Here is a 20,291-nt window from a genome sequence, read left to right on the forward strand (position 1 = left end):
GAATCTTTATCAAATCTATGTTGAACGTGGAATGGCACAAAGGGGTTAATGGGCTCAGATTCCTAAAGAAGGATTGGTGTGAATTGGCTGTGGGTGCTCCGCTGTTTGCTCGCTACGAGTGGAATCTGGCTGCGGCGATGCATCTTGCAGGAGACGCGCAAAGCGTTTGGTTCTGCCGGGTGTCGGATGCCAACGGTCGTCCGTTGTCGATCATTCCCGTAATCCCGGCAACCGCAGCGGTTAGACCCTTTGGTGAGGTAAAAGCCCTGACACTTGGCTTTGATCATCAGTTGGCGGCATTCGACTTCCCCCTGGCCCCTGACTCCAATGTTGCTGAGGTTGGCGCCGCCGTCCTTAAAGCATTCAAAGGCCACCCGTATAAGTGGACAGTCATCTCATGGCCGCGAGTGATGGCAGACAGCAACGCTGCCAGACTCGCCCTCGCGCTCAATCCCCAGTGGACAAACATCACCCCATCGCAAGGATGCAGCACCTTCCACACTCGAAGCACACCGGGTCCCGTGGGCGAAGTTGTCTTCTCCTTGAAGTCAGGGCGGCTCCGAAGAAATCTCGCGAACCGTACGAGACGCCTGGAGAAGCATGGCCCGATATCGATGAAGATGGCTCGGGCGGAAGGCAACATAGATTCTTTCTTTGATGAATTCCTACGCTTGGAATCCTCTGGATGGAAGGGAGAAAGCGGAACCAGGACGGCAATAGCGCTGGTTCCCACCGCTAAAGCCTTCTACCGTTCGCTGCTCGCCGAATCCGACCCATCCTTTGAGACAGACATAGCCTTGATGTACTCCGGAGAAAAGGCCGTCGCAGGCCAATTCGTGATTAGGACGGCAGGGTGGGAGCATCTTTACAAAATTGGCCATGACGACGCCTTCAATGAGTTTTCGCCCGGCAGACTTTTACTGCTACGCGTAATTGAACGTGCAATCGGGCTCGGCGAAATCGATCGAGTCAGCCTTGTCACAGGTCTCGACTGGCACGAGGAATGGGAACCGGCTCTGGAACCAACTCTCCAGATCCATATCTTTCGCTCAAAATGGCGTCCGGTGGTGGTTCGTCTTGGAAGGTACCTTCTGGCGGAGTACCGAAGAAGGCGCAGCCGAACAGGATCGCAAAGCACGCAGACGGTTGCTACACCCGGTCATGAATAACGATACTCATAGACGGGTGCCCGCGAAGCAATCGGAAACCCAGGCAGCGCACCCGCTACTTAAACCCCAGCCGCGCGAGCCTCTCAGCTAGCTACACTCCACCACTCCGCCGGTACGTGACTCCCTCAGGGCTTGCTCACCTCCATCTGGTTGTCGTCCGACACCCGATCGATGAGCTTGTTGTAAGGATCGATCCCCGCGAACGTCGGCGCTTCATCCACAACGATCTCGAACGTCTGCTGCGCCTGCATGATCTTCTCTTTCTTCAAATAAAGCTGCTTTTCATGGGCCTTCTTGCCCGAAAACACCCCAATATCGATGTAATCTGCAAGCGGCATGGGAGTCTCATTTCCATTGCCGTCCGCCTTGACCTTCCTGGCCTGCACAGTAAGCGTCACCTTGTACTTCTTATCCGGCGTCTGCACATAACTCGCGCTAACAGCTTTGTTATCGTAGAGAACGATATTCTCAAACGCATCTGTAATGTAATACTGCAACTCCGCCGGAGTAGCCGCCCGCAGTGCATCCACGAAGTGCCGCGTATCCGGATAAGGAACATCCTGGTTATCAGTCGCATTCGCGTAGCGATACTGCATCAGGAAGCTACGCAGAGCAGCATTCAGCTTGTCTTCCCCAATGTAATCAGAAAGTGCGTAGAGAACGACGGAACCCTTCTGATACCAGACGTATTGCTCATTCTGAACAAGAACAAGTGGGTTCTCGTGGCGAATCTCCCCGGAACGCCCACGCAGATAGCCATCAAGCTCATGCGAGAGGAACTTGCGCATGTTCTCCGTCCCATACTTCTTCTCCATCACCCGCAGCGCCGAATACTCCGCAAGCGATTCGGACATCATGTTCGAACCTTCTACCTGGCCACCGATCAGTTGGTGGGCCCACCACTGGTGGGCAAGCTCGTGCGCAGTAACGAAGTAGGCGAAGTCGATATCTTCAGGCTTTTCAGTGCGCTCGATGAAGCCGATGGCCTCTGAAAAAGGCACGGTGTTTGGGAACGACTGCGCGAATGTCCGATACCGCGGGAACTCCAGAATGCGGTACTGCTTGAACTGGAACGGGCTGAAGTTCTTCTCGTAATACGCAAAGCCCGCCTTGGACGCCTCGATCATGTCGTCCACGTCGAATTTGTGGGCCGGGATGTGATAGACCTCGATGTTGATCGGACCGGCCGTCCCGGGATACACAACTCGCTTTACGTCGTAGCGGGCTGAGATGAAGTTGAAGAAGTCGAGCGTCTTCACCTGGCCCATATCGTAGGTGAAATAATGACGGCCATCCTTGTGCCAATCGGTCTGCAGATAGCCCGGAGCGACAGCTATCTGCGGCTTGCCTTCGGAGTCAGAATCCGATGTGCTGACGGTGGCACGGAAGCTGATCCAATCAGAATGTGTCGTGAAGAGGTTCGTAACAGAACCGAGAGGATCGCCGCGATGCGGCAACAGTTCGAGCTCTCCGAGCTTCTCTTCACGGCGGCGGCGCGGATCGTCTAACTCGACGCCCGAATCGTAACCGATCGTGGGAAAGTAGCCGGAGTCGAAGAAGGTGCCGGAGTACGCGAACTCAGGCCGCTCGTGTCCATCCTTGAAGCCGCGGCTGATGTGCTGCACGTTGAAGGTCATGTTGACCGTCTCGCCGGGCGCAAGCGGCGTATCGAACTGATAGATGGTGTAGACGTGTGTCGGGCTGGTCGACACGATATGAAATGGGCGATCGAACTGGACCTTCGATACGGATGGCTGAAGATCGATGGAGCCGAAGGCAGCGGCGTGGGCGTCGGAGAGGTGTATCTGCGAGATCGGGCCAGACGTCTTGTTCTGGAGCAGGAAGTGGCCGTCGCCTGTGAAGGACCGGCGCTCGGGAAAGATGTCGATGTTGGCATCGACGGCGATGATCTTGGGCATCGGCTGATGCTCGTATTTCCTATAAGCGCGTTCGTAGTCGGCCTGGATCACGCGGCCTTGCTTCGCGCTGATAAACGGGTTCAAGACGTGGGCGTTATAGAAAAACCATGCCCCGCTGCCAAGCGTCACGAGTACGAGGAAGATACCCGCAGGCAATAGCCCCGGCGCGCGCTGGAGAGCGACCTTCAGACGCGCGGCCCACCCGTCTTCAGAGCCTCGACGGGCCAGTGCAATGGAGACGACGCCAAGGACGCTGACGAAGCCAAGCCAGTAGATCGTCGACCATATCAGCGCAGGGACGAAGTGTCCGTAGCGGTTCATATCCGAGTAAGTCACGGAAGTGGTGTTGCCGAGGAGGTAGAGCGTGTTCTCCCAGCCGAAGCTTTGCAGGATAGGAGTAATCACGAAGATGGCGATGACGATGCCATGACCGATGAACTTGTTCGAGACAACCGCCTGTACGAAGAGAGCGATGAGAACGAAGATTAAAACCTGGGGGAAGACAACGAGATAGAGTTCCTGTGCATATTGGATCAGCTCGAAGTGGTAGTAACCCGCCACTGTCTGCATAATGATGCCGCAGAAGCCGGCAACCGTGAGCAGGACGAGCTCAACGAAGCAGAGGGCCGCCAGCTTCGAGAACCAGTCGGTCGTCTCGCGCATGGGGAGCGCATCGTGGATGCCGGAGAAGCGCGTATCGCGTTCACGCCAGATGAGTTCGGCCGCATAGAGCGTCGCGACGATGTAGAAGAAGAGGCTCGCTCCGCCCTCCACCGCCTGAAGCATTAAATAAGTAACGGGCCAACTAACCGAACCATCCCTTCGGCCGGCGAAGTGGCCGTTGTTCAGGCTGAGCGCTGCCATCAGCACGAGGATTCCCCAGAAAGGAACCTCGTGAACGATGTTCGAGATACGGATGCGTGTGAGCGAGACGAACTGCGCGAAAGACGTGCCGGAGCCGAAGATCTGCGTAACGCGGGGTAAAGGGATGGCGACAAGCGAGCGGCGAGGCTTGGCGGTTTCTTCCTGCTCACGCTGAAGATTGGCGCGCTTGCTGCTTGCCTTTGCGGTAAGCGATTCCACCGACATGGGAAAGAGCTTCCAGACGGCGAGCAGGCTCAGCAGCCCAATGCTGCTCCACAGGAGGCGGTTGTAGAGGAAGACGCCCGTCCAGGAGTAAAGCAGCGTGTTCTTCTCGATGACCGTCCAATAGCGGGTGATGGCGTCGTTGTAGAGGAAGCCGATGGGATCGAGGATGCCGGACCAGAAGTGTTCGAGCGAGCGCGTGGCGGAGAAGGCATTCACGCCAATGATGTAGATCATAAAGATCGCCGCGCCCTGCAGGTACACGATGAAGATCCTGCGAGAGAGAGCCGCGACGAGAAAGAACAGCGATCCAAGAAAAAAGATCTGAACGACCGCCACCGAGAAGAATGGCTGCAGATACCAGAAGAGATGGTTCGGTCCGATGCGGGAGTGATCCGCCCAGGGCGCAAACGTCCCGATAAACCCACCGAAGATCATCCCCGAGAATGCAAAGACAGTGGCGACGAACGACCCCGCCCACCGCCCACCAAGATAAGCAAACTTGGAGATGGGCTTGGTGAAGAGGATCTGGATCGTGTCGCGCTGAAAGTCGCGCAGGATCGATGTGCCGAAGATGGCGGCGATCACGATCACGCCGAAGAAGCTGGCGCCGATGTAGTTATAGGTGTTGGCATATGGCCCATTGAGGAGGATCTTGCCATTCGCATTCCCAATAGGGCCGAAGCTCTCGCTGGCGATGCAAAGGAACTCAAAGGTGAACCAGAGCAGGAAGTAAACGTAGGTGGAAACGCTCTTCGCACGGAACTTCAGCTCGAAGGTAAAGAACTCCCAGAATTGGGTCATAAGACTTTCTCCTCGGTGCGGGTCCTGAGGAGGGCGGCATCAAGAGCCCTCACTGTGTCAGGGGCACGGCAAAAGGTGATCCGCGGTCAGTTTGTCTTGGTCTGCCTTCCGAGGTTGAGAAAGTACACGTCCTCGAGGCCGGAATCGACCGGAGTAAAGCCTTCACCCGGACTCGAGTCGGCATAGATCCTTACTTCATGCAGACCGCCAACGAGATGCGTCGAGATGACGTTGAGGCTCGCTTCGAGAGCACGAAGCTCCTCGTCGGTGGAGACCACCCTGCTCCAGATCTTCCCCTTCAACTCATACAGCGCCTCAGCGGGAGAGCCCTCCAGAAGCAGCTCGCCGTTGGCGATGATGGCCATCCGGGGGCAGAGTTCGCGCACGTCCTCGACGATATGAGTCGACAGGATGACCGTCACATTCGAGCCAATGGAACTCAGCAGATTGAGGAAGCGATTGCGCTCGGCAGGATCAAGACCTGCCGTAGGCTCGTCCACAATGATCAGCTTTGGGTTGGCAAGCAGAGCCTGCGCGATGCCAAAGCGCTGCTTCATGCCGCCGGAGTACGTGCTTAGTGCTTTCTTACGTGCATCCCAGAGATTCGTCTGGTTCAGCAGCGCATCCACCATCTGGTTACGTTCGGTCTTATTCGTAATCCCCTTCATCACAGCGAGATGCTGCAGCATATCCAGCGCCGACATCTTCGGGTAAACGCCGAACTCCTGCGGAAGATAGCCGAGCACCTTGCGGACCGCATCCTTTTCCTTCAACACGTCGAGGCTATCGAGAAAGATCGTGCCGGTGTCAGGGTCCTGTAGCGTGGCGACCGTGCGCATAAGGCTACTTTTCCCCGCACCGTTCGGCCCGAGCAGTCCGAACATCTGGTTGCCGATCGTCAGGGAGAGGTTACGCAAAGCCTTGACACCATTAGGGTAGGTCTTCGATAGTCCTTGAATCGTGAGTGCCAAAGGTTAGATCCTCCGATACTGCCCAGTTCAACTTTCCCGCGTAGGCGCACTTTATCACGGCGAACGGCCTGAAAGAGCAACGTTCTGCGCGACAGCAAAGTGCGGAACCAGCATCGACGGTGTCCATCGGCCTTCACCCCGTTGTACCGAGCGTCACGGCGGCTATCCGCCAGGCGGAAGCCCTGAAACCATGAGAACCTCGTCCGCAGAGTCTCCTCTCATAAACGTGGCTTAGACCCTAGTCCCAACCAAGCGAACCGCCGGTCTGGTATTCGATCACTCGCGTCTCAAAGAAGTTCTTCTCCTTCTTGAGATCCATGGCCTCGCTCATCCACGGGAACGGATTCTCCGTCTTGGCAAACACCGGAGCGAGCCCAATCTGTGCACATCGACGGTTCGCAATGAAGTGCATGTATTGCTCGCAAAGCACTGCACTCAGACCGAGGAATCCATTCGGCATCGTGTCGCGCCCGTAAGCCGCTTCAAGCTCCGCCGCCGAACGAAGCATGCCACTTACCTCATCCTGGAATTCACTGCTCCACAGCCCCGGATTCTCAGCCTTGATCTGGTTGATGACATCGATCCCGAAGTTCAGATGAATGCTTTCATCACGCAAAATGTATTGATACTGCTCGGCAATTCCAACCATCTTGTTGCGCCGTCCGAGCGACAGGATCTGTGCAAAGCCCGTATAAAACCACATACCTTCGAACACCACATAGAAAGCAATCAGGTCACGCAGAAAATCTCTGTCCTTCACCGCCGTCCCCGTACTGAACGCAGCGTCCGCTAGGGATTGCGTGTACTTCATCGCCCACGCAGCCTTCTCCGTAATCGACGGAACCTCACGGTACATGTTGAACAACTCGCCTTCGTTCAATCCGAGGCTCTCGACGATGTACTGGAACGTGTGCGTATGCACCGCCTCTTCAAATGCCTGCCGAAGCAGATACTGCCGGCATTCAGGATTCGTCAGATGCCTGTAGATTGCGAGCACTATGTTATTCGCAACTAATGACTCCGAAGCAGCAAAGAAGCCAAGGTTCCGCTTGATCGCGCGCCGCTCATCGGGGGTAAGTCCGTTCGGACTCTTCCAGAGAGCGATATCCGCCTGCATCGAAACCTCGGTGGGCATCCAGTGGTTATTGCAGCCCGAGAGGTACTTCTCCCAGGCCCACTTATACTTCAACGGAAGAAGCTGGTTCACATCGGCGCGACAGTTGATCATTGCCTTATCATCGACGCGAACCCGCGTTCCATTGCGATCGATAGCCGTCTCACTTATAGGCGCAACATAAGACTCAAGGCCGACGACTGGCTTCTCTGCAACTGCCGGCATTACACTTATCTTCTCTACTTCGACTTCTTCGTCAGACCAGGTCAACATCGTAACTCCTTCTCTGCCTACTGGCAGGCCTCGCAGGTTGGGTCGGACATATCGCAGACAACACCAGCCGGTGCGGTTGTCACGGCAACGGCGTTCAGCTTGCCATCTGTCCGCTTCACCGTCGATTTCTCAACATGCGTTGCCGAACGCGAGCGCAGATAGTAGGTAGTCTTCAACCCTGCGTGCCACGCCTCACGATAAAGAGCATCGAGCTTCCGTCCGCTCGGCTGATCGATATACAGGTTCAGAGACTGCGCCTGGTCGATCCACTTCTGCCGGCAGGCTGCGGCCTGGATCAGCCACGTAGCTTCCACTTCGAACGAAGTGGCGTAAAGCCGCTTCAGTTCTTCCGGCACACGGTCAATCGACCCAAGCGAACCATCGAAGTACTTCAGGTCGGAGATCATGACTTCGTCCCACAGCCCAAGCCCCTTCAGGTCGTTTACCAGGGAAGCGTTCACGACCGTGAAGTCTCCGCTCATATTCGATTTCACGAAGAGGTTCTGATAAGTGGGCTCGATCGACTGGGTTACTCCGCAGATATTCGAGATAGTAGCCGTCGGCGCAATGGCAAGTGTGTTGGAGTTACGCATGCCGCTCTTCTGCACCCTGACGCGCAACGCTCCCCAGTCCAGCGTCGACGTTTGGGTCATCGTCATCGTATGATCCCGATGCTCCTGCAGCAGTTTCACGGAGTCGATAGGCAGGATGCCCTTTGACCACAGCGACCCGTCGAAGCTCGCATATCGTCCCCGTTCCTCAGCCAGATCGACCGAGGCCGAGATCGCCTCATAGCTGATGCACTCCATGCTCTCGTCCGCAAAGCGAACCGCCTCCGAGGAGGCAAACGGAATGCGCTGCTGATAGAGCGCGTCCTGATAACCCATAATGCCAAGGCCCACAGGCCGGTGCCGCAGGTTGGACGCGCGCGCCTCGGGTACCGTATAGAAGTTGATGTCGATCACGTTGTCGAGCATCCGCATCGCGGTACGAACCGTGCGCCGTAGCCGCGCCCGATCCAGTCCACCCTCCGTCATGTGGTTTGCAAGGTTGATCGAGCCGAGATTGCACACGGCAATCTCTTGCGCCGAAGTATTCAGCGTGATCTCCGTGCATAAGTTCGATGAATGCACCACACCCGCATGCTGTTGTGGCGAGCGAAGATTGCACGGGTCCTTGAAGGTGATCCACGGATGCCCGGTCTCGAAGATCATCGTAAGCATCTTTCGCCAAAGCTCTACTGCCTTCACCGTACGCATCACCCGAACTTCGCCACGCGCGGCCTTCGTCTCGTAGTGCGCATAGCGTTCCGCGAACGCCCGCCCGTAAAGGTCATGTAGGTCCGGCACCTCATCGGGAGAGAAGAGCGTCCACGTGCCATCCTCCTCGACCCGTTGCATGAAGAGGTCCGGCACCCAGTTCGCCGTATTCATATCGTGCGTGCGCCGGCGGTCGTCACCGGTGTTCTTGCGCAGATCGAGGAACTCCTCGATATCGATGTGCCACGTCTCGAGATAGCCGCAGACCGCGCCTTTGCGCTTGCCTCCCTGGTTCACAGCAATCGCGGTGTCGTTCGCCACCTTCAGGAAAGGAACGAGCCCCTGCGACTGACCGTTCGTGCCCTTGATATGCGAACCAAGGCCACGCACGCTGCTCCAGTCGTTGCCCAGTCCGCCCGCATACTTCGACAGCAGCGCATTATCCTTCACCGCCTTGAAGATGCCCGCAAGGTCATCCTCGATCGTCGTGAGAAAGCACGACGAAAGTTGCGGACGCAGCGTCCCACAATTGAACAGTGTCGGTGTCGAGCACATAAAGTCGAAGCTCGAGAGCAACTGGTAGAACTCGATGGCCTTCGCCTCGCGGTCGATCTCGCGAATCGCCAGTCCCATCGCTACCCGCATAAAGAACGCCTGCGGAAGCTCGAACCGAACACCGCCCTCATGCAGGAAGTAGCGGTCATACAAAGTTTGCAATCCGAGGAACTGGAAGTTGCCATCTCGGCTCGCGTCGAGCGCCGCCGCCACCCGCGACAGATCGAAAAGCCCAAGCTCCTTATCGAGAATGTCCAGCAAGATCGCCTTCCGGATATACGCCGGGAAGTAAGTGGCGTAATCGATCGTGACACTCTGCCTCATGGGAGTGACAGCCTCCGGCAGGACGAAACCCAGCGCCTCGTCGCGCAGAATGTTGATCAGCAACCTCGCACTCACGAACGCATAGTTCGGCTCCTGCTCCACCAGGGAACGCGCCGACATCGTCTGGGCAAGTCCGACCTCATGCTCCAGGATACCGTCGTACAGGTTGCGCCGAACCTCTGACATCACGGCGTCGGCGCTCACTCCGTCAAGCCCATGGCATGCCATCTCGACCTCGCGCTGCAGCCGCACCTCATCGAGAGGAACCGTCTCTCCGCTCGCCAGCCTGACCTTGAGCGCTGGAACGGACTGAATCACCACCTGGGCGCGCACCCGCCGCTGTTCCGCCCGTTCCGCGCGATAGAGCACGTAGGCTCGCGCGACCTTGTGCTCCCCTGACCGCATCAGGGCAAGCTCCACCTGGTCCTGGATGTCCTCGATGTGCAGCGCGCGCGCCTTGTCCGCCCGGCGGCTCAGCGCTACCACAATCTGTGTGGTCAGCTCCCGCACGGCGTCATGGATGCGTCGCGATCCGGTCGCCGTCGTACCCTCGACCGCGATAAAGGCCTTGGTGATGGCATTCGAGATCTTGCTCTCGTCGAACGCAGAAAGCGAGCCATTGCGGCGGATGACCTGAAAACCCGAGAAATCAGCGACGCTGCCGCCGCTGGTTCCGGAGAGAAAGGACGTGGGGATCTGAAGCGAGGAATCAAGATGAGGAAGTGCATTGGTGGCCATGGACCGTCTCCTTGCCTCAAAGGGTTGCGAGGAAACAGGAGAAGCGTTCCAGCACGGAGAGCTGCCGCGGAACGAGTCACTGCCACCTCGCCTCCCCTCGGAGGCGCCAGCGAATATTTCTATGGCAGGTCTTCGGACTCTGCAGGTTCTGACCTACTTGCCGGACTTCCCAGGTTTGCACCCAGTGTCATCGTGGCGTTCGTACCTGCTTACCGCTGCGGGGCAGTTCCGGACTCTCACCGGATTCCCTTTTCATCTCCGGACTCACATCCGGGGAACCATGGAATGAACATCACTATATAGGCGTCCTGCGCTCTCCGCTACTAGATGTTGTGGATATCTGGACGGACCGCTCGAACCAGCCGAAATTCCACCAGTCCGTTTTGCGGCCGCACACGCTTGACAAATGCAGCCTCCAAATCACCCCAGGGAGTCCCCACCACACCGCTTACCGCAAAAAAACATGTCGCAAATCAGTTTTAGCCAGTAAAGACGCGCCCTCCACCACGTTTTCTACCGGCCCGCTAACCGCATTTACCGCACAACCCCCCACATCCTACCGTACAAAAGCGGCATACTTGAGCACAATGCAGCCCTCCAGCCAGACCACAAACAGAGTCGCCTCGATCGACATCTTCCGCGGCATCACGATGATCGTCATGATCTTCGTCAACGAGCTCGCCGAAGTGAAACACCTCCCGTACTGGACCTATCACGCCCCCGGCCGCCTCGACTACATGACCTACGTGGACATGGTTTTCCCCTTCTTTTTGTTCATCATAGGGATGTCCATGCCCCTCTCGGTCCGGGCGCGCCTCAAGCAGAACCCATCGATGCCCGCCCTATGGCTCCACATCTTCCTCCGCTCCCTTGGCCTCGTCGTCATCGGCCTTGTCCTGGCAAACGCCGACCAGGCCGGCCCAATGCTCCTCCCTGGAAGCGTCTGGGCCCTCATCGCCCTACTCGGCGCCATGCTCTACCTCAATGTCTACTCAAGTACCTCAAAATCAAAGACTTGGCTCCGCCTGCTCGGCCTCGCGCTCGTCGTCATCATGTACGCCATGTTCCGCCGCACAACCCCCAGCGGTGGAATCGGCTGGATCAACTTCTCTTACCCCGAAATCCTTGGATTGATTGGCTTTAGCTACTTCGCCACATCCCTGCTCTACGTCCCGACCCGCCGCGCTATCTGGGCGCCTGGCGCCTGGTTTGTCCTACTCGTAGCCCTGAACTCCCTCTGCTCCGCCCACATCCTCAACATCTTCAACCACATACCTCTCTACGTCTGGCCCTTCGGCAACTTCTCCATGCCCCTGAATATTATGGCCGGCATCCTCACCTCCACCATCTTCTTAGGCCCCCAATGGCCCGAGAACCGCAAGAAAATCGCATACTCCATCTCTTTCGCCCTCATCTGCCTGGTCTCCGCTTACCTACTCACCCCCCTCGGAGTCTCGAAAATCCGAGCCACCCCCACCTGGTGCCTCTATAGCACCGCAGCCAGCGTCCTCTGCTTCACCATGCTCTATTGGGTCTGTGACATGCAGAAGAAGACCGGATGGGCCTTTTTCATCAAACCCGCCGGCTCAAACGCCCTCCTAACCTACCTCCTGCCCGATCTGTGGTTCTTTCTCTTCTCCGCTTTAGGGATCACTTACCTCGGCACCCACATGAACTTCGGTTTACCTGGTGTTCTTAAAGCGATGTTGTTCACCATGCTCATGGTCGCAATCTCTTCAGTACTCACGAAAGCGAAGGTGCGCCTGCAACTGTGAAGTTGCGAACTGAACAAAGTTGTTGCGCGGGAAAGCTGCTTGGTGTTTCCTTATGAAACATTACTAAGTGCGCATTCGACAGCAGCGAAGACCCTATGAGGTGAAGTCTTGCAGGAAATGGAACCCGCGGTACGGTCGAGGGTGAAGCGTGGTTTCCTCTGGCGAGTCTCGCTGATAGCTGGACTCGGCGGACTCCTGTATGGCTTCGATATGGGCATCATCGCGGCTGCGCTCATCTATGTGCGCTCCACCTTCGCACTCTCAACACAGATGGAAGAGGCTGTCGTCAGCGTCGTGCTGGTTGGGGCAATGCTTGGCGCGATTAGTGGAGGGATGATCGCCGACCGCATCGGACGCCGCGCTACGCTTGTGTGCGGAGGCGCGATCTTCGTTCTGGGCTCGGTTCTCGCGCCGTGGTCGCCCAACGTAGGTGCGCTGATCTTTGCGCGCGGCCTGCTCGGCATTGCAATCGGCTTTACGTCAGTGACCGCTCCCGTTTATGTATCCGAGCTTGCGCCTCCGCAATCGCGCGGCATGCTGATCGGACTCTATCAGTTCGCCCTCACGCTCGGGATTGCGCTTGCGGACCTGACAGGATACTGGCTCGCAGGTCAGCATGCGTGGAGACTCATGTTCGGCATCGGGGCGGTGCCGGCAGTCTTCTTCTTGCTGATGGTCATGACAGTTCCAGAAAGTCCACGCTGGCTGTACGCACAGAACCGGATAGACGAAGCGGAAGCCGTGTTGAAGACGTATACGGATCAGGCCGGAGCGTTGCTTCTTCTCGAAGATATTCGCGTAAGCCTGCTGACCACGATGGAGCGGCGTTGGAGTGTCCTGTGGAGTCCCGCGGTACGCGGGTCTTTGCTCACTGCCGTCGGGTTCACCGTGCTGCAGCAGGTCACCGGGATCAACACGATCATCTACTATGGACCGCGAATCTTCTCGCTTGCTGGTATCGCGTCTGACAAGAGCGCTATCTTTGCCACTTTCCTCGTCGCCATCATGAACGTGCTCGCAACTGTGATTGCGCTTGTCCTGGTAGACCGCGTGGGACGGAAGCCTCTGCTCTACGTAGGCGTCGGAGGCATGACCATCTCGCTCTTTGTGCTGTCCTACGCGTTCCACAACGAAGCTAATCTTGCATCATCGCTCGGGCTTGTTGCGACCGCTTGCCTGATGGTGTACATCACATGCTTCGCGTTCAGCATGGGACCTATCGCGTGGATCTTAGCCTCCGAGGTATTTCCCTTGCGTGTTCGTGGACGAGGCATAGCCGCTGCCTCACTCGGCTCAGGGATCTCGAATTTTATCGTGTCACTTACGTTTCTATCGCTCATCAACGCAGCCGGGAACGCGATGACCTTCGCGATCTACGGTGTCTTCTGCATCCTTACTCTGGTCTTCGTTCGGTTTGTAGTGCCCGAGACAAAGGGGAGGGAGTTGGAGAGCATCAGTTCCAAACCTGCGGCGGTCGCTCCGTAGGATCAGATCATATTCTGGGATCTCGCATCCCAGGGAAAATGCATACATGCTATGGCTGTTGGATCACAGGTTGGATAACAAGTTGAGACGTTCAGCGGATGGAATCGACAAGGGCTATGTGGTCGGGGTTGACCTCGGTGGAACGAATCTACGCCTTGCCCTCGCCGACGGACATGGCGAGGTCCTGGCGAGGTGGTCTACCCGCACCGTTGGGATCAAGGCCCCAGATGAGATCGTCAAATTGATATCTGCGGGCGTCGATGGGCTGGCGGCGCAGACAGGTCTGGGACGACATGACCTGCTTGCGGTTGGAGTGGGCGCACCGGGCGTTACAAATGCAGAGACCGGGGTCGTCATTGCTACGTCGTATCTCATGGGTTGGCGCGATGTTCCCTTGCGCGCGCTTCTTGAGTCGGCCCTTGGTCTTCCCGTCTCGGTTGATAACGATGTCAATGTCGCAGCTCTAGGAGAGAGCCGGACAGGTTTGGCCAGGGATATTCGAGACTTTGTTTTTCTCGCGATTGGGAGCGGAGTCGGTGCCGGCATTGTGCTAAATGGCCGCATATTCCAAGGGGCGGGATGGACCGCGGGAGAGATCGGCTACATGCTTCTACCTGGTCTACCAGAAGAAGCGATTGAACGCGGCAGGCCCGGGGCACTGGAAGGTTTCGTTGGCGGCGAGGGTATACGTGCTCGCTGGAAATCACTTTGGGATGAGACGAAGACTACGCTTCCCATGGATATCACGGCGACGGAAATCTTCGATCATGCATCGGCAGGGGAGACGCTCGCCGATGCGGTGCTTTATGATTCAGCACGCACGCTAGCCTACGCGATCTATAACATGGCGCTGATTTTGAATTGCCCACTCTTCGTTCTCGGTGGAGGTGTCGGCATGCACCCCGCCCTTTGCGCTAGGACGCGGAAGATTCTTGAGGCGCGTGGGACGCGGGCTGTTCCGAAGCTCGTCATCAGCGCACTGGGTGAAGAGGCACAGTTGATAGGAGCCATTCGTCTTGCGATGGATACGGCGATCGCGCATGGGGCTGTTCGACTCTAACTGTATTGGGCAGTTATGTGGCAAGGAAGATGAGATGGAAGAGACGAAGAAGCAACCGGCAAGATGGATTAACGGCATTGAGCCCACAACTGAGCTGTTAGCGATGAACGGTATCGAGATATTGGAGTACGAATGCCGCGAGCAACCAGAGCGATTGCGTGAGCTTGTCAGAGCCTACTCCAGCGATTCCGCGATCAGGGAAGAGCTGCGGCGCTTTCGTGTGCTCGCTGCAGGCAAGGGACCGGTTCTCTTCATCGGTATGGGCGGTTCCTTCTGCTCGTCAATCAGTGCGTCTATCCTTCTGCAGACCCATGGACGGCCCTCGTTCTCGATAGATGCCGGGGAGTGGCTTCACTACGGGATGAGGGCTTGGGATGACGCCGCCCTATCGGTGCTCCTCACTACTTCCGGGGAGAGCGCGGAACTGGTGGAACTCTTCCGTAAAGGAGAAGAGCGATCGCTCGGGCTGATTTGTAACAACGAAGCGAGCACATGTTGGAGCCTGGCGCAAAACAAGCTGCCGATACTCGCGGGTCCGGAGTACGGCAACGCGACAAAGACTTATACCAACTCGACGGCAGCTTCGATCATTCTCGCCTCGGAGATGGTTGGTGTTCGATGGCGCGACGAAGCCGAACGCGTGATTGAAAGCTACGCCGCAGATCTTCAGCGAGTTTTCTCGATGCGCGGAGAGCTTGAGGCTTTTTGCAGAGGGGCGGCGAATACAGAGATCGTGGGGCGTGGCGCGGCCTATGGAGGGGCCATCATGAGTGCGCTCTGCATTCGAGAGATGAGTGGATTCCGAGTTGCTCCACATACCGGTGCGGGCTTCAAACATGGACCGAACCTTGATGTCGACGAGTCCCATGTTGCGATCATCTTCGCGCTCGGACGCGCGGCGGACCTCGGCATCAAGCTTGCGCAGGAGTGTAACCGGCGCGGCGGTAAGGTTGTGCTTGTCTCGAACGAAGAGCTTGATGGGGGCGCTTCGATGTTTCCCGTCAGGATTGGTGCGGTACCGGAACCGTGGGAGGGGATCACTTCCCTGCTCGTGCCCCAGGCGCTGACCCTGGGAATGGTGGAGAAGACAGGCTGCCGCCTACCACCACGTTTCCGGTACGGCGTGATGGAGCAGTAGGCGAGCCTTTGCCTCAAGGTTGATGAGGCAATGTCAAAACGGGATTTTGATCGAAGAAGTTAGCTGGACGGATAAGGAAGTCATGCCACATTGTTGGCATAATCGGCCAGTCCTCAAGCCGGACGACGTGATGGAAGCCCAGGGTGTACCAGCCAACAATGTCGGTGTTTTCAATAGAGCGATTCGCTGCGGTCCAGGCTGGAAGACCCTCAAGACCCTTGCTACTGGTCACGTAGGTCCCGGAAGCGTAAAGTTCGTCAGCAGCATAGGGAGTAACCCACATCTGGTGCTCCGAGAAAGCACCCACTTTCTGGGCCGGATCGTCCAGCGGGATGTTTGAGACTGCCGTTGCTCCGGGCATGATCTCATAGCCGGTCGGGTAGCCTACCGCGCCATGCTGGGTGGGGTTGATGAAGTGCCACATGCCAGGATGCCGCGGGTCCACATCGAGGGTGCCGTCCTTCTCGGTGTGCGCGATCGAAGAGGCGACCCCCCAGATAGTCTTGCGCGCCGAGCCTGTGAGCTGTTCAGGTACGAGTCGGTCGACCATGAAGCTGTTATTCGGCCCGTCGACATCCATGTCGAGCCTATAAGAGAAATAGTGATCGTGATTGATGGCAAGCGTATTCGGTGCAACCAGCGTGCCGTGCTCGAGCTTACCGGCTTGGTCACCCATAACGTGCGCGAGAGCCTGCTCCTTGACCGCTTTCGTCTCAACGATCCCGGTTGCTCCGACCGCGACCCGGATTGTTCCGTCCTGCTGAAAGATCCAGTCGAGGATGTAGTCGTAGTTGCCAACGACGGCCGCAGTACGAAGGACAAGCTCGCGGCTGGGACGACCGCTCATCAAGCCCTCTTCCGAGTGCCGCCACGCCGGACCGTCGGAGGCATGTTCGAAGAGGCAGGCTAACTCCGGTTTCAGCACGGGTGTGCCTTTGTCCGAGGGCACGACGCCGGTGAAGTACTGCGCATGCGCGGGACAGTCGTCGGGCCCCACCGGCTTGATCAGACCGCCTAGGAGGAACTCGCCCGCGTCGAGAAAGACGCGTGAGTTCCAGCCGACGTCGGGATCCATGTAAGGCACGTACATCTCGGAGAGCGATCCCTCGTACATAACGGACCGAAGTTTGTTCCCATCCTGATAGCGCACGAGGTTGACGACAGGACCGACGCGGGCGTCGAGGCGAAAACGGAAGTGCCAGTTCTGCCAGGAGATTTCTCCGTGATCGATCTTGTAGCCAGGGCCGAGGGGTTGTGTCACCAGCAGAGGCGTCGTTCCCTGGCGCGGCGTTGCGGCTCCCTCTTCGTAGTTGATATCGCTCGCCGGCATCGGCAGCGGACCCCGATCGATGACATCGAGGACCTTCTCCGCCGTGAGATTTGCCAGGATGTAGAGGCCTTCGATCGACCGGCCCCAAGGGTGATAAACGCCGTGCGAATCCGTGCATGCGCCATACCCGATGCGGCTTCGGGATTGCTCGGGAAAGACGATAAAGGTGAGCGGAATGGGTTCACAGCGCACGCTTGAAAGATCGGTTACGCCATGGGTTTTGAGAGCCGCGATGACGCGTGGATCCTTCTTGATGATGTCGCTCATATCGTCGAGTTCGGATTCGGTGATGGGCGCCTGCACTCCGGGGACTTCCTTCCAGAAATCGAGCTTGTGTCCCGCAATATCTACCCTCGCCTCGATTGTCTTTCCTGCCGCTTCGAGGATCACATCTACCTCCCTTGGAAAAGGGTCACCCTGTTTCCAAGCTAGAACCGTGCTCTTAAGTGGTTCATGCAGCAAGAGGCTTGCAACGAGGGTCTTATCCGTCATGTGCCCACTCTGCTGAAGCACGTCGTGAACGGTCCAGTACTCGTCCGAGGTAAGCGAGTCGAGTGGGTGCTGCGGCAGTCTTGTTTGTGCGCAAACGCATGCGGCATAGACAAGAACGGCGGCGGAGGCGCCGAGTAGCGTCTTCATCTTCAGCATCGGAGGTTCTATCCTTTTCTCATCACCGGTCCGGAGGCCGACAGGTGAGTGTGTGCGAGACTTAGTAAGGTTTGATTAGTATGGGGACGTTCCTTCGCCGACGCAAGGCCGATCTTGGTTATTATGTAAACGATTCGCACCCCTCGTAGCATCGATCGTTTAGACTTTACGAGCCACGTGAAACGAGAAGCCATTTCGATAGGACGTCCGTCTGCTTTACGGCACGCGAATGCCTTGAATGTGTTGTCTCTGCTGCGGGAATCGCCTTCGTGCTCCCGCGCGGACCTCGTACGGGCAACCAAGCTAAGCGCGCCGACCATTACGAATGTGGTGAAGGATTTGCTCGCGGCGGATTTGATCGAACCTCTCGGACAGGGAGGTTCCAGCGGAGGAAGACCTCCCGATATGATCCGGTTCAAGGCGGAACGTGGCTGTGTACTTGCTGTCGATATCGCCGGTCGCTCGCTTTCATTTCTTCTGGTCGATCTGAACGGATGCGAGCTCGAGCACGCGGAGATATCCCTCCAGGGCAAGAAGACAACTCCAGAGGCAATCTGCGACTTCATTCATGCGGAGGCACGCCGACTCCTGCGACTTCAAAAGAAGGCAAAGGAACGGCTGATTACAATCGTTGTGGGAGTCCCCGCGATCACAAATGTTTGCGAGGGCATGGTGCTTTCGATCAGTACGCTCGAGCAGTGGCGCTCAGTCCCGCTTAGGACCATGCTTCACAAAGCGATGGGCTGCTCCGTCATAATCGAGAACGACACAAACCTGGCAGCGCAAGGAGAGCGGTTTCGTGGAGCAGCACGTGCCGAGCAGAATTTCATCCTGGTGAGCATTGGGAACGGCATTGGGGCCGGCATCGTGCTCAATGGAGAGATTCACCACGGCACGCAATGGTCAGCCGGTGAGATAGGCTATCTGCGCCTTCCGTTCGTCTCTCGCCGGAACCCGACTCTCCATCAGTTCGGCGAGTTGGAGACCGTGCTGACCGCTCCGGAAAGACTGGAAGGTTCGAAGGGCACCACCGGTACGCATGCCGAAGAGCAAGAGGTCGAAGTAGTCGGCATTCTCGATCTGGCGCAGGCTGGCGATCCGTGGGCCCGCAGGATTATCGCGAAGAGAGCGGGCATGGTCTCTGACATCGTTATCAATTTATCGCTGATCCTAAATCCCGGGCTGATTCTGTTCAATGGGAAGATCGGAAGCCATCCCTACCTGATCGAATCGGTTAGAAAGCAGCTTGAACGAGGCGAATTCGCCGTGACAAAGATAGGAGCGGCAGCCTTGGGAGACGCCGCTGTCTTATGGGGCGGTGTTGCGGTCGCGCTCGAAGCGATCCCATCTCTACTCCTTCCGCAGCCTGAGATCTAAGGATCCTTTCAGCGTGCTGTGGCACACTCGAAGGAGATTATGCGAAAACCTCTGGTTGCGCTCGCCGTCTCGGCTTTCGGGATTGGGACATCTGAATTCATTATTATGGGGCTGCTTCCGGACCTCGCTCACAGCTTCCAGGTAAGCATTCCGAAGGCGGGTGTTCTCGTCTCGGGCTACGCTCTGAGCGTTACACTTGGATCTCCGCTTGTGGCTCTTGCCCTTGCGCGTATGGATCGGAAGCGTGCGCTCGTCATCCTCATGGGCATCTTCATAGCGGGAAACGTCCTATGCGCGATCGCTCCGAGCTATACGCTTCTCCTGTGCTCACGCATTATGACGGCTCTATGCCACGGTGCCTTCTTCGGGATAGGAAGCATCGTCGCCTCGAACATGGTGCCTCGCGCTGAGCGCGCTCAGGCGATCGCGCTGATGTTCAGCGGGCTAACCCTTGCGAACGTCCTCGGAGTCCCCGCTGGCACGGCATTAGGCCAGGCCTTCGGCTGGAGGTTCGCGTTCTGGGCATTGGTTCCGATTGGTCTGACGGCGGCGGCAGGCTTGTATTGGTTTGTACCCTCACAACCGGCCGAAGCCATGCATCTCGGACACGAACTGCGGGCGGTGCTCCGCCCACAGGTTCAACTCGTGCTTGCCCTGAGCACGCTATCTTCGGTTGCCATGTTTTGCGTCCTCACCTATATCGCACCCATTCTTGAGAAAGTGACACACCTTTCTCCATCAACGGTAACGTGGGCTCTCGTTATTTTCGGGGTTGGCATTACCCTTGGAAACCTCGTGGGAGGAAAACTTGCTGATTGGAAGCAGATGACCTCCCTCATTAGCGGGCTGATCTTTTTAATCTGCATCTTCCTGATCATGCCCTTGCTGGAACGAAGGATGGTTCCGGCAATCGCAATCGTGTTCGTGTGGGGCTTCGTTCACTTTGCCGCGTCGGCGCCTCTACAGGCTCGCATCGTGGACCAGGCGAAGGGCGCGCCAAACCTGGCCTCAACGCTCAATCAGGGAGCATTCAACCTCGGAAACGCACTCGGAGCCAGTCTTGGCGGCCTTGTCCTCACGGCGGGTTACGGATATCAGAGGCTGTCGCTCGCGAGCGCGGCAGTGGCCTGTGTGGCGTTAATCGTCGCGTTGGTCGCTTTGAGAGTGGAGCGAAACGGGAGTGCTGAAGTTGACGCGCCAAGGGTTGTCGACGCGTATTAGGCATCGTTTATACTTACGCAGATACCGGCCTCCAAAGTTAAAGTA

Annotated in this window: 12 protein-coding genes, 1 pseudogene and 1 riboswitch; of the genes and pseudogenes, 8 read left to right on the top strand and 5 right to left on the bottom strand. The window is 57.3% G+C overall.

What is annotated here, in order from left to right:
• Positions 1–17 precede the first annotated feature (17 nt).
• Positions 18–1,169, top strand: coding sequence for a GNAT family N-acetyltransferase (locus tag GRAN_RS06615; RefSeq protein WP_128912147.1), 1,152 nt, complete (start codon positions 18–20; stop codon positions 1,167–1,169).
• Between the two features lie 125 nt (positions 1,170–1,294).
• Here the strand turns inward: GRAN_RS06615 and GRAN_RS06620 are convergent, their stop codons facing one another.
• From GRAN_RS06620 to GRAN_RS06635, 4 genes are all read right to left on the bottom strand, one after another.
• The gene (locus GRAN_RS06620) at positions 1,295–4,978 is read right to left on the bottom strand and encodes a M1 family aminopeptidase (protein ID WP_128912148.1); all 3,684 of its coding nucleotides are present in this window, start codon (positions 4,976–4,978) and stop codon (positions 1,295–1,297) included.
• Positions 4,979–5,064: 86 nt separating this feature from the next.
• The gene (locus GRAN_RS06625; protein WP_128912149.1) at positions 5,065–5,949 is read right to left on the bottom strand and encodes an ABC transporter ATP-binding protein; all 885 of its coding nucleotides are present in this window, start codon (positions 5,947–5,949) and stop codon (positions 5,065–5,067) included.
• 238 nt (positions 5,950–6,187) lie between these two features.
• A complete protein-coding gene (locus GRAN_RS06630; protein WP_128912150.1) occupies positions 6,188–7,336 on the bottom strand; it encodes a ribonucleotide-diphosphate reductase subunit beta in 1,149 nt (382 codons plus the stop codon).
• 17 nt (positions 7,337–7,353) lie between these two features.
• Positions 7,354–10,212, bottom strand: a complete 2,859-nt coding sequence (locus GRAN_RS06635; RefSeq protein WP_128912151.1) for a ribonucleoside-diphosphate reductase subunit alpha — start codon at positions 10,210–10,212, stop codon at positions 7,354–7,356.
• Between the two features lie 106 nt (positions 10,213–10,318).
• Positions 10,319–10,510, bottom strand: a riboswitch (cobalamin riboswitch).
• 289 nt (positions 10,511–10,799) lie between these two features.
• On the opposite strand from GRAN_RS06635, the gene GRAN_RS06640 reads away from it, so the two are divergent.
• From GRAN_RS06640 to GRAN_RS06655, 4 genes are all read left to right on the top strand, one after another.
• Positions 10,800–11,987 (top strand): heparan-alpha-glucosaminide N-acetyltransferase domain-containing protein, encoded by a 1,188-nt coding sequence (locus GRAN_RS06640; protein WP_128913010.1) that lies wholly within the window; start codon positions 10,800–10,802, stop codon positions 11,985–11,987.
• 117 nt (positions 11,988–12,104) lie between these two features.
• Positions 12,105–13,472: a sugar porter family MFS transporter gene (locus tag GRAN_RS06645; RefSeq protein WP_128913011.1), complete on the top strand. Its 1,368-nt coding sequence runs from the start codon at positions 12,105–12,107 to the stop codon at positions 13,470–13,472.
• A gap of 82 nt (positions 13,473–13,554) precedes the next feature.
• A complete protein-coding gene (locus GRAN_RS06650) occupies positions 13,555–14,532 on the top strand; it encodes an ROK family protein (RefSeq protein WP_241654375.1) in 978 nt (325 codons plus the stop codon).
• A 34-nt stretch (positions 14,533–14,566) separates the two neighbouring features.
• Positions 14,567–15,670, top strand: coding sequence for an SIS domain-containing protein (locus GRAN_RS06655; protein ID WP_128912153.1), 1,104 nt, complete (start codon positions 14,567–14,569; stop codon positions 15,668–15,670).
• Positions 15,671–15,683: 13 nt separating this feature from the next.
• Here GRAN_RS06655 and GRAN_RS06660 read toward each other — a convergent pair whose 3' ends face one another.
• Entirely contained in the window at positions 15,684–17,648 is a 1,965-nt protein-coding gene (locus GRAN_RS06660) for a copper amine oxidase (RefSeq protein ID WP_128912154.1), read from the bottom strand.
• Positions 17,649–17,888: 240 nt separating this feature from the next.
• Between GRAN_RS06660 and GRAN_RS26935 the strand changes: the two are divergent.
• The 3 genes and pseudogenes from GRAN_RS26935 to GRAN_RS06670 form a co-directional block, all read left to right on the top strand.
• Positions 17,889–17,999: pseudogene (locus GRAN_RS26935) on the top strand (hypothetical protein); the annotation flags it as partial.
• A 54-nt stretch (positions 18,000–18,053) separates the two neighbouring features.
• Positions 18,054–19,025, top strand: coding sequence for an ROK family protein (locus GRAN_RS06665; RefSeq protein ID WP_128912155.1), 972 nt, complete (start codon positions 18,054–18,056; stop codon positions 19,023–19,025).
• Positions 19,026–19,064: 39 nt separating this feature from the next.
• Positions 19,065–20,246, top strand: coding sequence for an MFS transporter (locus tag GRAN_RS06670; RefSeq protein WP_128912156.1), 1,182 nt, complete (start codon positions 19,065–19,067; stop codon positions 20,244–20,246).
• The last annotated feature ends 45 nt before the right edge of the window (positions 20,247–20,291 follow it).

This window comes from Granulicella sibirica (genome assembly GCF_004115155.1).
GTDB classification, from domain to species: Bacteria; Acidobacteriota; Terriglobia; order Terriglobales; family Acidobacteriaceae; genus Edaphobacter; species Edaphobacter sibiricus.

Excerpts from the sequence above, each read along its gene's own strand:
- GRAN_RS06640 (WP_128913010.1), top strand. The coding sequence starts at position 10,800 with ATGCAGCCCTCCAGCCAGACCACAAACAGAGTCGCCTCGATCGACATC.
- GRAN_RS06645 (WP_128913011.1), top strand. The coding sequence starts at position 12,105 with ATGGAACCCGCGGTACGGTCGAGGGTGAAGCGTGGTTTCCTCTGGCGA.
- GRAN_RS06655 (WP_128912153.1), top strand. The coding sequence starts at position 14,567 with ATGGAAGAGACGAAGAAGCAACCGGCAAGATGGATTAACGGCATTGAG.
- GRAN_RS06620 (WP_128912148.1), bottom strand. The coding sequence starts at position 4,978 with ATGACCCAATTCTGGGAGTTCTTTACCTTCGAGCTGAAGTTCCGTGCG.
- GRAN_RS06665 (WP_128912155.1), top strand. The coding sequence starts at position 18,054 with ATGATCCGGTTCAAGGCGGAACGTGGCTGTGTACTTGCTGTCGATATC.
- GRAN_RS06615 (WP_128912147.1), top strand. The coding sequence starts at position 18 with ATGTTGAACGTGGAATGGCACAAAGGGGTTAATGGGCTCAGATTCCTA.
- GRAN_RS06630 (WP_128912150.1), bottom strand. The coding sequence starts at position 7,336 with ATGTTGACCTGGTCTGACGAAGAAGTCGAAGTAGAGAAGATAAGTGTA.
- GRAN_RS06635 (WP_128912151.1), bottom strand. The coding sequence starts at position 10,212 with ATGGCCACCAATGCACTTCCTCATCTTGATTCCTCGCTTCAGATCCCC.
- GRAN_RS06670 (WP_128912156.1), top strand. The coding sequence starts at position 19,065 with ATGCGAAAACCTCTGGTTGCGCTCGCCGTCTCGGCTTTCGGGATTGGG.
- GRAN_RS06660 (WP_128912154.1), bottom strand. The coding sequence starts at position 17,648 with ATGCTGAAGATGAAGACGCTACTCGGCGCCTCCGCCGCCGTTCTTGTC.